This is a genomic window from Paenibacillus sp. FSL P2-0173, from assembly GCF_038008045.1.
Taxonomy (GTDB): Bacteria; Bacillota; Bacilli; order Paenibacillales; family Paenibacillaceae; genus Paenibacillus; species Paenibacillus polymyxa_B.
Genome location: NZ_JBBOYK010000003.1, coordinates 373,589 through 384,908, shown reverse-complemented (window position 1 = coordinate 384,908; position 11,320 = coordinate 373,589). Strand labels below are relative to the sequence as shown.

The window sequence follows — 11,320 nt, the reverse complement described above, 5'->3', positions numbered from 1 at the left end:
GCAGAGACATGGGATATCCAATCATAAAGTATAACGGAACGGTTTTATCTCTTAAAAATCCGAAAGTTAAAGTTGTACAGAAAATGAATGAGCATGTGAAAGTCTTTTTGACAGGTGTGTTAACGGGTGCCCAAATGGAAGAGTACACAGATCATATGGAGGCAGGGGCTAAGTTAGTCGTTTCTTATGTGAATGATGATCAAAAGCAGATTGTATTATTTAGGGGATTAGTCATGCAGTTCAGAATCAAGTTGGTGTCCAATGTAGCCTATTTGGTCGTCGAAGCCCTCTCCTATACAAGCCAGCTGGATGAAGTGCTTCATAGACAATCTTTTCAAAATGTGAAGATGAAGGTGCAGGCATTACTTGAACATGTACTTAAATCATATCCCAAAGCCAATTGTACGAGCCGCTTAAAAGATCAGCTTTTACAGGAATTTACGATGCAATTCGACGAAACGGACTGGTCATTTCTAAAACGTATAGCGTCTCGGCTTGGTTGGGGACTGATACCTGATCCGATTGGAGACAAACCTCAGTTTTATTTTGGATTACCGGATGGTGTCAATCAAGGTGAGCTAAAACAGTATAACTACTCGATGACCAGAAAAACCAAGCCAGGGGCCAGCAAGGACGACAATCTTTTGTATTACAAAGTACAAACGACAGGGGCCAAAGATGTTCTGCTGCATATTGGCGCAGAGGTCAAATTCAAAGGAAAAACCTTATATGTCCTGCAATCTGTTGCGTTTATACGGCATAGTGTCTTGTGGCATGAATATGTGCTGACTACATCGGATGGAATGAAACAGGATTTGATTTTAAATGAGAGCATTCGTGGCATATCATTGAAGTCCAAGGTCATTGGAATCGAGCAGGATCATGTAAAGGTTTTCTTTTATGAAATGGATAAGGTCAAGCCTAACGTCAAGGAAACCTTCGCTTTTCCAACGGCTACATTTTATACATCGGAAGGGAATACGGGATGGTACTGCATGCCAGAGTTGTTTGACTTTGTAGATATCTACTTTCCGACCTCTAAAGAAAAAGACGCCATTGTAACTCACTCGATCCGAAAGAGATCCAAGGGCGGTGACTTTATTAAGGACCCGTCGACGAAAATCTTTATGACCAAGTACCGCAAAGCTATTATTTTTGAGAAAAATGAAATTTTAATCACGGGGAACGACGATGAAGTGGTGATTCGACTGCTGGATGACCATGGAATTGAACTGCGAAGCAAAAAGGATATCCGTGTAAAAGCTGACGGGAACCTGGTGTTCAATGCGGGTAACACAATACAGGTCACCGCGAAGGATGCCATCGGCTTAAAATGTAAAACGAGTTTGGTAGAAATGGATGGTAACATCAAAATGACTGGAGAAAAGATTAAGACGCAATAACTAATCCATCGTGAAAGGGTAAAGAATATGGCTAAAGTAACTACAGGAGCAATCGTGAATGAGAAACCGCCTACCCAAGAAGATATGATTCAAGAATGGAAACGTAAAATTAGCAAAGGAGAATATCCTTTTATTCATGTAACTAAGCATAGCACCAAAGGTGGGGACTAACGACGACTGGAAGAGGCTCCTAAGGAGCCTTTTCTGCAATCATGGTTCAATATTCTAATTCTTTTTAGGATTCCTACTGTCAATGAACCAATCCGGTCCTAATACATCTAGAACTTCTTTTTTTCCAAAATCGTAAGCGATGGATATCGATTGATCTTCATGCCCTTTTATATAACCGATTAGATGAACCGTGTTATTAACATAGCTCCCTATATAGTCATAACTCTTAAATATGAAATCTGCCCTATAGTATTTCTTGATGTACTCTTTTCCAATAGGCATGCCTGTTCGAACGATTTCTTCTTTTTTGGCATTCGATGCGTACTGCATGTAATAGAAGACTCCTACCAGAATGACAAGTAATATAAAGACAAAAAGCCATAATTGTTTCTTTTTCAAGTTGAATTAATCTCCTTAGAATTGGAGTGAATATGCTACACGCTTTCTTAGGAATAAGGTGCATTCTTATCTATGACCTTACTATCAATAAACCAATCCGGTCCCGTAACATTGACGATTTCTTTTGAGTCCAAGTCATAGGATATCCTAATTAAGTCTGTATCGTTTCCTTTTATATAGCCGTAAAGATGTACTCTTGAAAAGACACTGTTTTCTTCAATATTGTAATTTTTTAATACGAAATCCGTATTATAGTGAGTTTTAATATATTTGATACTGACAGTAGTAGCAGACTCCACTATCTCTTCCTCTTGAGCGGTAGAAAAACCACAACCGCCCAGAATGGTTAATATTATGATGAGAACTGTGCAACATTTAAGGATTGTGTTCATTTACGCAACATTCCCCTAACATGCTATTTATAATTTAAGTGAACTACAACCCGAATGCAGTGAACAATGACTTGGTTCTTATTTTTGTTGCAAATATCTTTTAGTAACAGGAAGTATTATAATGATACTATTTCCTCATATTAGGAAAAAATCATCTGTTAGAGGGCTGATTATTTGGATACTGGACTTGACTTTAGAATGGAAAAATAATCTTTTTGGGATAGCGGTTGTCAATGAACCAATCTGGTCCGGTTACACTAGACACTTCTTTCTTTTTAAAATCGTAAGCGATAGATATCGATTGGCCTTCATGCCCTTTTATATAACCGATTAGATGAACCGTGTTATTAACATAGCTACCTATATAGTCATAACTCTTAAATATGAAATCTGCCCTATAGTATTTCTTGATGTACTCTTTTCCAATAGGTATGCCTGTCCGAACGATTTCTTCTTTTTTGGCATTCGATGCATACTGTATGTAATAGAAGACCCCTACCAGAATGACAAGTAATATAAAGACAAAAAGCCATAATTGTTTCTTTTTCAAGTTGAATTAATCTCCTTAGAATTGGGAGTGAATATGCTACACGCTTTCTTAGGAATAACGAGCATCCTCATCTATAACCCTACTATTAATAAACCAATAACAAACCAACCCGGTCCAGAAACGTTGATCACTTCTTTAGTTTAATAAGTGTAGTGAATGGTGATTTTGCTGTTCTCGTGACCTCTAATATAGCGTAGTTTGTAGTGGATAAGGTTGATGCCGATGGGAGTTGCGACATCTATAACTCTTTTTCTTGAGGTACTGAGAAACCGAATCCTGTCAGAATAAGCGGCGTCATAGAAATATTAGACACAACTTAAAAGGTATGTTCATTTACGTAATCTTCTCCTAACATACAGCTATAAAGTCCTAATCGTTATTAGGTAAGAACTATCACCAAAAATACAATCCTCTCCGACTTTGTTCTCATTTCTGTTCCGATTGATACTCGAAATAAATATAATACATTATAATGATATTGCTTCCTGAGAATGGAAGAGTGAACTTATTTACTGAATAAAGCGAATCTTATTTTATGGAACAGATACGTCCTTCTTGGGATCCTGACTATCGATGAACCAATCCGGTCCAGTTACGTAGAGTACCTTTTTTTTCTTATAGTCGTAATTTAGTGAGATTATCTGACCTTCATGTCCTTTTATATAGCCACGAAGATAAACGGTAGAGTTAACATAGCCGCCAATATAGTCGTAATTTTTGTATATAAACTCGGCATTATAATGTTTCCTAATGTATTCTTTTCCAATAGGTATGCCAGATTGGACGTATTCTTCTTTTTGTACATTCGCCGTATATTGCATGTAATAAAAGATTCCAACAAGGATTGAAACCAAGGTAAGAGCAGAAAGCCAAATTTTCTTTTTCAATTTTCTTTTCTCCTTTAATGGAAATAATGACTTTTTATAACTTTATAATATCTCAGCTATTTAGACAAGGTGGGGAAAAATTGAATTACGTTAAAGATGAAACTTACTGGATCATATCGAATGAAGCTTACGAATTGAATATTGATCCAAAGACTTATAGAAATAATAACATTCCTGGTTGGAGGGTTGCTGATTTAGACGAGAAACTATTACATGACACGAACGGTTCTGGATTTGATGCGACCGTTTTTCACAATGAGAATAGCAATCAGGTGATTATAGGATATAGGGGAACTGAACCAGGGGGAAGACCAATATGGAGTAGAGCGATGGACATAGGAACGGACATTAGCGATGTTGTGGGCGGACGAGCAAAAACTTTAAATCAAGTTCACGATTATTATGCCAATAATCAAGAAGAGATAAAAAAGCTCCCCCCACAGGTACAAAGTTCATTTCATCAGTATGAGTCACAGTATCAGGATAATCAATTTACAAAAGCCCAAACACTGTATGACGAAGTGAAGAAGAAGTACCCCGCTGCTGAAATTTCTACGACAGGCCATTCTTTAGGCGGTGCAGAAGCAGAATATATTGCAGTGAAAAATGGTTTATCATCCGTGAGTTTTGCTGCTCCGGGTATTGTACATTTATTGCCTGAAGATCTTCAAAAGAGGGTGAAAGCAGGAGAATTCAAGAAGACTAATGTGGCTTTTGCCCATCCCGGAGATAGCGTTGGTGGGGGAGCTACTAAAGCTAATCAACATGTGGGGGAAACGTATCATATTGGGAGTGATTATAAGACTGCCAATGCGGCCAAGTTTACTATTCCTGTTTCAGTTCCACTTAAAAAAAATAATGAATTAAGAGATCTTATTTTTGGTCCTCAATGGTCCCCAATTGTTTTTGTCCCGGTTACGCTGCCTATGATGCAGCAAGATGCATTCACCAAATTCTATAATTCTGTATTAGGTGGAGAGAACACTCATAGCATGGGAAACTTTACGTTTGATGAAAATGGCAATATCAGCAATCCACTGTACACCATGGACGGTCAATTGGTGGAAGGCAATCCACGGGTGCAGGCGTACGAGCAAATGCTGGCCGCGCGAGCAGAACTCAAGGAAGTCATGGGCGACCTGGTTGAACGCTACGGTGGACAAATGGGTGCTTTCGGGCAGTTTGCTGCTACTACACTGGGAGTGAATCTGATGGGAGAAGGACAGCAAAATGGTCGCACCCATGGTGGGGCATATTTTGTGGGCAACAAAAATGGGGGCACAATTCAATTAACACCTGAGGAGCTAAAGCATGCGGCTAACCAGATGCGTTCCAGCCTGCATGGGTTCTCTAGCGATACCCGAGCATCCATCCAGTTATTTCAGGCTCATATCGGGACAAGTGAAAGTCAGTCTTTGACCCCAATTGCGCATAGTGCAACGGCAACGCTAGATCGGATTAATCGCTGGTATCAGGAATCAATTACGGAGATAGCAGAATATATAGATCGCAAGGGTCAGGAATTCACGATGGTGGATCAGTAATAGATCAGCTGTAAGAACACAACAGGGGGCAAAAGAGATGGGCAGAATATCTTTGAGTCTGGGGGATCTGCGAAGGGCTGTACAGCAATGCGAACAGCTAAAGCAAAGACTTCAGCATCAGGAGCAGCAGATGAAAAATATATATGGTCGGCTGCATGAATGGCGGGGAGAATCAGCTACTGAATTAACACGTAAAATGGAGACGTTTCTCCAAGGCACAACTGTACGAATACAGGAATTGGACGATCATAAAGAGCAGTTGAAACGTTATATTCGGAAAATGGAAGAAGCTGATCGGCGTGAGGAGAGACGCAAACGGGCTGCACAATGGTGATGTAGAGCTCAACCATTAAGTCAGCTACATAACATATAAAAACCGTACAATCGCTAGGGGACTCCCGCGGGGTACGGTTAATTGCGTTTAAATAAAACTACATATATAGTAGAAGAAAAAAATATTCTCCCAGAGTGATGACGATAACGACTTTGTAGTCTACTTTAATTTTCCTGCGGAGAATATAGCAGTGTTCGGAAACTTAAGGGTTAGACGAAAAAGTGTAAAAATGTTGAAAAGCTACAAAGTTCGACATATTGTTCGCTTTTTCGCATCATATGTTATTAGATTAGGGATTTTTGTTTGCTATTTATCGTATATTTATGTATAATCTATCGTGTTGAAAGATTGATTGTACGTAATATGCTGATGAGGGTGGGTTCATTGACGCTGCTCGACAGTAACGAAAGCAAGAAGCGGATGTGCCAGATTTACAATGAAGTTTCAAAGGAACTGTTCGGCTTCGGGACCACGCTGCTGCGGGCCACCGTTGAGAACAACATTGTTACCTTTGTGGCGAAGCACCGGCGTTCTCCACGCTCGGCGGCATTGGAAGTGGAAGCCCCCGGCTTGAAGCTGGAAGTGGATTTCCGAATGTCCATGCTGTACAAGAAGAGACTTCGCGAGAAGCTGATTGAGGATATGGAGCTCGATATAGAAGCTTTACTGCGCGATTATGATGCAGCAACGCAGTGGGCAATTACGAACATCATACTGAAAGAATCCTAATAAAATTGGATATTCGGCTTTTCGCTTCGGATCTATCTGAGGGGAGAACCTGTTATAACGCGCAGCGGGATCAACTTATTCTTTGTTTACGAAGAAAAGTATTCTTGTTTTACAAGAGTACTTTTCTTTTTTGTGTCATAAGGTGTGCAGAATAAAAAAACAGGGGGAGTTTCATATGAAAAAATGGTTTAAAGGATTTATGGCTGTGACCTTGGCATCTGTGGTACTGGCAGGTTGCGGCAGCAATGCTACTGGCGGTCAGACAGATGGAAAAGATGGTTCAGCTGATGGGAAAAAGAAACTAGTTATTTCAACATGGGGCTTTTCCGAGGACTTTTTTAACAAAGAAGTGTACGAGCCTTTTGAAAAGGAACATAACGTTGACATCGTGGTCGAAATTGGGAATAACGCAGAACGGCTGAACAAAATCAGTCAAGGTAGTACAGACGTCGATCTGATTTATCTGTCTGATTATTATGCTCAACAGGGAATTCAACAGGGATTGTTTGAGAAGCTGGATCGCAGCAAGGTGCCGAACCTGAACCAAATTTATGACATTGCCAAAGCACCGCTGGGTGAAGAGTATGGTCCTGCTTATACAGTTGGGCGCCTCGGTATTGCCTATAATCCGGAGCTGGTGAAAAAGAATGTGACCTCTTGGGCTGACCTGTGGGGCAGTGAGTTCAAAGGAAACGTGACTCTGCCGAACATTACGGCGACTGCCGGACCAATGATGGTAGATGCAGCCTCCAAAGTAGCGGGTAGTAAGGAGTTTAATGAAGACCAAGCCTTCGGAAAACTGAAAGAGCTGAGTCCGAATATCGTTAAGTTTTATAGTAAAACGTCCGAGTTCGTGAACATGTTTAGTCAACAAGAAATTGCGGGCGGTCCGATCATGGAAATGTACTTCAAAGATTTGCAGGCGGCTGTGCCAGGAGCGAAATTTGTAGCTCCTAATGAAGGTGCTTACGCAGTAATGAACACGATTAATGTAGTGAAAGGCTCCGACCAGAAGGAGCTGGCTGAGGAATTTATCAACTGGCAGCTGAGCAAGGAAGTTCAAGAAAAATCCGCCAAGGCAAAGGTTGATTCCCCGGTGAATACGCAGGTGGTACTATCTGGTGCGGATACAGAGGGAATTACGTACGGTGCGGATGTAGTGAACAAGCTGACCAAGCTGGATATGAAGTTCGTTAACGATCATATCAAGGCATGGACAGATCGCTGGAACCGGGAAGTTGCACAATAATGAAAAAGGTCATACTAGATGTAGATACGGGTATTGATGATGCGTTGGGTATTTTACTAGCGGCCAAAAGTGGTCAGCTGGATATTCAAGCGATTACTACAGTATGCGGTAATGTTTCACTTAAACAAGCAACATTGAACACATGCAAAATCCTCGACCTTTTGGATAGACCGGATATTCCGGTTTATCGGGGGGCAGAGGCTCCCTTAATACGTAAAGGTCTGCACGAGCACCGTGTCCATGGAGAAGACGGCATTGGAGGTGCATTGAGTGGAGTAGTACCAGCCATGTCTGCGTCCGAAGGTTTTGCACCGGATATCATCATTGATACCGTGATGGCTCACCCGGGGGAAGTGACGCTCATTTGCACCGGCCCACTCACCAATCTGGCACTGGCGCTGCTCAAGTGTCCCGAGCTGACGGATCACGTCCATGAGGTCATTTTTATGGGCGGTGTTATTCACGGATGCGGCAATATTACACCTGTAGCGGAGTACAACATGTATGCTGACCCTGAAGCCGCACGAATCGTATTTCATGCAGGATTTGGTCGATTGATACAGGTGGGACTGGATGTAACACGGAAGGCTCTGCTGACTGCGGATCATATTGCTCGTCTGACCCGCCCAGCAATTCGTAATTATGTAGCTGAAAGCACGGCCGTTTATACCAAGCGTTATGAAGAACGCAACGGGGTAAAAGCGTGTGCGCTTCATGACCCGCTTGCCGTGGGTGTCGCGTTGAATTCGAGGTTAGTAAATACCTCGCTGTTGTATGTCGACGTGGAAACCTCGAGTCGCATATGTGATGGACAAACAGTGGGCGATGTACAGAACCGCCTCAATCATAGCCCTAATATGAATGTGTGCGAACAGGTGGACAGCGAAGCTTTTCTGGAGCTGTTTATCCAGGTGCTGAATAAGGAATAACATTTTGATAACCGCAAGGAGCTACCCATGAAGAAAACATACTTGTATTGGCTGCTGCTGCCAGGTCTGCTCTTTCTGGCGGTGTTCATGGTCATTCCGATTGTGTTGACGATCGGTTCGACCTTCGTACAGAACAGCTCATTCACCCTAGAAGGCTATCTCCATTTCTTCAAGGACCCTTATTTTCTGAAAATATTGCTGACTACGCTGGAAGTCAGTGTCGTAACGACACTTGTGTGCGTATTACTCGGCTTCCCGACGGCTTATTATATTTCGCAAAAGGCCCCGCGTCGTAAAGGGATTTTGCTAGCGCTGGCTATCTTCCCCTTGTTGACGAGTCCGGTGGTGCGGTCATTCAGTTGGATGGTCATTCTGGGTCGCAAGGGGCTGTTAAATAACGTGCTCATCGGTTTAGGACTCGTGGATGAGCCGCTGAATATTTTGTATACTCCGGCAGCGATGATTATTGGTCTGGTTCATTTGTTTTTACCGCTGATGATTATTTCACTGATTGGTGTACTCGAAAATATCGACGGTGATCTTGTTCATGCTGCTCAGAGCCTCGGGGCTTCTAGATTCAGCGCATTTCGTAAAATCTTATTTCCGCTGTCTGTGCCGGGCCTGATCATTGGAAGCATTCTCGTTTTCGTAGGCAGTCTGACTGCATATACGACACCAGCACTACTTGGAGGAAAACAGCGGGTTATCGCTACATTTTTGTATCAGAACGCGATGACGCTAAACGACTGGTTTTTAGCTTCTGTTATTGCAACAATTATGATTGTTATTACATTTATCGTGGTCGGTCTCTTAAATAAGGCGGCCCATAAACTCAATCCGAAGGGGTAGGTGGATATGCGGGAGAAACATTACGGACTAGGCTTCTTTAGCCTGCTGGTCTTCATCTTTCTGCTCGGTCCGCTGTTGATCATATCGGTCACTTCTTTCGAGCCGGGCACGGTGTTAAAATTTCCTCCGCAGGGCTTTTCTTTGCGCTGGTATGAAAATATTTTTGAAGTGGATTTGTTTATGTCCACGTTCAAAACGTCCATTGTCGTTTCTCTGCTAGGCAACATCTTGGCACTGCTGATCGGTATGCCTGCCGCCTATGCACTTAGTCGTTTTTCGTTTCGCGGGAAGGATGCGCTGAATGCTTTGTTCCTTTCTCCGTTGCTTATACCGGGTATCGTTCTTGGTTTTACACTGCTGCGCTATTTGATCATTGTTTACCATTTACCAGTATATGCTGGACTATTGATCGGACATACGGTGATTATGCTGCCGTTCATTATTAGAGTCATTGCATCCAGTTTGTCTAACTTTGATTTTGCGATTGAGGAAGCAGCGCTTAGTTTGGGGGCTGGACGGCTGGAAACCTTTTTCAAGGTGGTTCTGCCCAACATCCGCTCAGGTATTATTGCGGCTATCCTGATTGCCTTTCTGGAATCATTCAACAATGTCGACATTTCCGTCTTTATGACAGGACCGGGCTTCAGCACCCTGCCCATTCAAATGCTGACTTACGTCGAAAATTATTTTGACCCGACGATTGCGGCGATTTCGGTTATGCTGATGATTTTGACCGGTATCCTGATGTTCTTGATTGAACGACTGATGGGATTGTCTTACTTCACTAAAAGGTAATGGAGGCTTCAACCTTATGGCACTGCTTACTCTGGATCGCGTATCGGTCGCTTATGACAACCAACTGATCTTGCAGGATTTCGATTTGCAGCTCGAACGGGGGCAATTGCTCTCGCTACTCGGACCGAGTGGTTGTGGCAAAACGACCACACTTCGTCTCATTGCAGGATTTCTCGAAGCTAAACAAGGAACATTTTTGTTTGACGATAAGGATTATACTCGGGTTCCGGTAAATAAACGGAACTTCGGCTTTGTATTCCAAAGTTATGCACTCTTCCCGCATTTGTCCGTTTTTGATAATGTTGCCTTTGGTCTGCGGTTACGCAAGGTAAAGGAAGATGATGTAAAGCGCCGCGTTATGACCATGCTGGAAACGGTTAGCCTAGGGGGATTTGAAAAACGTTTCCCCGGTGAATTGTCAGGCGGACAGCGTCAACGTGTTGCGATTGCGCGAGCGCTTGTGATTGAACCCGATCTGCTGTTGTTTGATGAACCTCTGAGTAACTTGGATGCTAACCTGCGTGTAAATATGCGTGTGGAAATCCGCCGTATTCAACAGGAACTGGGCATCACTACCGTATATGTATCGCATGATCAGGAGGAATGTTTTTCGATTTCTGACCAGGTTGCGATTATGAATAAGGGGAACATCGAACAATTAGATGCTCCATCGACCATTTTTAAATATCCGACGACCGAATTTGTCGCCCGTTTTATTGGGTTTAATAATTTTCTGAGTTTTGACGAGCGTACTGAAGAAGGGGATTGTATTCGACTGAATACAGGCGATCTTTCGTTCGGCGTAGCGCGTAATCAGGGTACTGCTCAGCCGGGTGCTCGTCAGGGCGCTATTCGCCCGGATGATTTGGTCATTCGAACAGAAGGCAACGAGACAGGGGAAAATGAGCTTCCCGGTATTATTAAGGTAAGTACTTACCTGGGGCGTAGCTATCAGTATGTGGTAGAAACGGTGAAAGGCAACTTTACGGCTAATCAGGAAATGGATACGCCTTACCTGAGTGGTCAGCGGGTTACCCTGCATTTTCCGGCAGATAAAATGGTGCTGGTCCAATAATCAGCGGGTTCGAT

14 protein-coding genes are annotated in these 11,320 nt (G+C 42.6%); 10 read left to right on the top strand and 4 right to left on the bottom strand.

Annotated elements, in window-relative coordinates; genetic code table 11:
- Positions 1–8 precede the first annotated feature (8 nt).
- Positions 9–1,403 (top strand): hypothetical protein, encoded by a 1,395-nt coding sequence (locus MKX30_RS18150; RefSeq protein WP_028540772.1) that lies wholly within the window; start codon positions 9–11, stop codon positions 1,401–1,403.
- Positions 1,404–1,430: 27 nt separating this feature from the next.
- Complete coding sequence (locus MKX30_RS18145; protein WP_167348641.1) at positions 1,431–1,574, top strand: hypothetical protein; 144 nt, start codon at positions 1,431–1,433, stop codon at positions 1,572–1,574.
- A gap of 54 nt (positions 1,575–1,628) precedes the next feature.
- Here MKX30_RS18145 and MKX30_RS18140 read toward each other — a convergent pair whose 3' ends face one another.
- The 4 genes from MKX30_RS18140 to MKX30_RS18125 all read right to left on the bottom strand — a co-directional run bounded on the left by MKX30_RS18140 (position 1,629) and on the right by MKX30_RS18125 (position 3,802).
- Complete coding sequence (locus tag MKX30_RS18140) at positions 1,629–1,973, bottom strand: hypothetical protein (protein ID WP_053326331.1); 345 nt, start codon at positions 1,971–1,973, stop codon at positions 1,629–1,631.
- Positions 1,974–2,020: 47 nt separating this feature from the next.
- Positions 2,021–2,365, bottom strand: a complete 345-nt coding sequence (locus MKX30_RS18135) for a hypothetical protein (RefSeq protein ID WP_023990837.1) — start codon at positions 2,363–2,365, stop codon at positions 2,021–2,023.
- Between the two features lie 193 nt (positions 2,366–2,558).
- On the bottom strand, positions 2,559–2,915 hold the full coding sequence (locus tag MKX30_RS18130) for a hypothetical protein (protein WP_023990836.1): 357 nt from the start codon (positions 2,913–2,915) through the stop codon (positions 2,559–2,561).
- 533 nt (positions 2,916–3,448) lie between these two features.
- Positions 3,449–3,802, bottom strand: a complete 354-nt coding sequence (locus MKX30_RS18125; protein WP_023990835.1) for a hypothetical protein — start codon at positions 3,800–3,802, stop codon at positions 3,449–3,451.
- Positions 3,803–3,882: 80 nt separating this feature from the next.
- Between MKX30_RS18125 and MKX30_RS18120 the strand changes: the two genes are divergently transcribed.
- The 8 genes from MKX30_RS18120 (at position 3,883) to MKX30_RS18085 (ending at position 11,306) form a co-directional block, all read left to right on the top strand.
- Positions 3,883–5,346, top strand: a complete 1,464-nt coding sequence (locus tag MKX30_RS18120; RefSeq protein WP_341063187.1) for a lipase family protein — start codon at positions 3,883–3,885, stop codon at positions 5,344–5,346.
- Positions 5,347–5,383: 37 nt separating this feature from the next.
- Positions 5,384–5,680 (top strand): WXG100 family type VII secretion target, encoded by a 297-nt coding sequence (locus MKX30_RS18115; RefSeq protein ID WP_220026307.1) that lies wholly within the window; start codon positions 5,384–5,386, stop codon positions 5,678–5,680.
- A gap of 384 nt (positions 5,681–6,064) precedes the next feature.
- Positions 6,065–6,409 (top strand): hypothetical protein, encoded by a 345-nt coding sequence (locus MKX30_RS18110; RefSeq protein WP_023990832.1) that lies wholly within the window; start codon positions 6,065–6,067, stop codon positions 6,407–6,409.
- Between the two features lie 175 nt (positions 6,410–6,584).
- Positions 6,585–7,658, top strand: coding sequence for an ABC transporter substrate-binding protein (locus MKX30_RS18105; protein WP_069080084.1), 1,074 nt, complete (start codon positions 6,585–6,587; stop codon positions 7,656–7,658).
- Entirely contained in the window at positions 7,658–8,587 is a 930-nt protein-coding gene (locus MKX30_RS18100; RefSeq protein ID WP_053326327.1) for a nucleoside hydrolase, read from the top strand. Before MKX30_RS18105 ends, MKX30_RS18100 begins: the two co-directional genes overlap by 1 nt.
- 27 nt (positions 8,588–8,614) lie before the next feature.
- Positions 8,615–9,436 carry an ABC transporter permease gene (locus MKX30_RS18095; protein WP_341063183.1) on the top strand — a complete coding sequence of 274 codons (822 nt, stop codon included), beginning with the start codon at positions 8,615–8,617 and terminating at the stop codon, positions 9,434–9,436.
- Positions 9,437–9,442: 6 nt separating this feature from the next.
- Positions 9,443–10,231, top strand: coding sequence for an ABC transporter permease (locus MKX30_RS18090; protein ID WP_013312456.1), 789 nt, complete (start codon positions 9,443–9,445; stop codon positions 10,229–10,231).
- A 16-nt stretch (positions 10,232–10,247) separates the two neighbouring features.
- On the top strand, positions 10,248–11,306 hold the full coding sequence (locus MKX30_RS18085) for an ABC transporter ATP-binding protein (protein ID WP_341063182.1): 1,059 nt from the start codon (positions 10,248–10,250) through the stop codon (positions 11,304–11,306).
- Positions 11,307–11,320: the final 14 nt, after the last annotated feature.